Source organism: Butyricicoccus sp. AM78-15b2TA (genome assembly GCF_027665985.1).
Classification (GTDB): Bacteria; Bacillota; Clostridia; order Oscillospirales; family Butyricicoccaceae; genus Agathobaculum; species Agathobaculum butyriciproducens.
This window is the reverse complement of the sequence record NZ_JAQEHY010000067.1, coordinates 1-522: the sequence shown is the minus strand read 5'-3', so window position 1 is coordinate 522 and position 522 is coordinate 1. Positions and strand designations below refer to the sequence as shown.

At 59.8% G+C, this 522-nt stretch carries 1 protein-coding gene; it reads left to right on the top strand.

Annotated features, from left to right (window positions below):
* Positions 1-522 (top strand): Crp/Fnr family transcriptional regulator (locus PGS25_RS15650; protein ID WP_270419436.1); only part of this gene is annotated, 522 nt, incomplete at both ends.

The window sequence follows — 522 nt, the reverse complement described above, 5'->3', positions numbered from 1 at the left end:
CCTGCTCCGCGCCGGAGACGCGGTGGAGGAGGTGGGTCTTGTGCTGGCAGGCAGCGCCCTCATCGTGCAGGAGGATATCTGGGGAAACCGCAACATTCTCTCCAAGACCGGGCCGGGGCAGACCTTCGCGGAGGTGTTCGCCTGCGCGCCGGGAGCGGTTCTCAATGTGAGCGTAGAAGCGGAGAGCGCGGTGACGGTGATGTTTTTGCATATAAAGCGCGTTTTGAGCATGTGCCCCTCCGCCTGCTCCCACCATAGCCGGATCATCCGCAACCTGCTGAGCGAGCTGGCGGAGAAGAACCTGCGGCTCAACGAAAAGCTCACCCACATGGGCCAGCGCACAACGCGGGCAAAGCTGATGTCCTATTTTTCCGCAGAGTCACAGCGCCGAGACAGCTATGAGTTCGACATTCCGTTCTCTCGTCAGCAACTTGCGGATTATCTCGGCGTGGAGCGCAGCGGACTGTCCATGGAACTTGGCAAAATGCGGGATGAGGGCCTGCTTGACTTTCATAAAAGCCA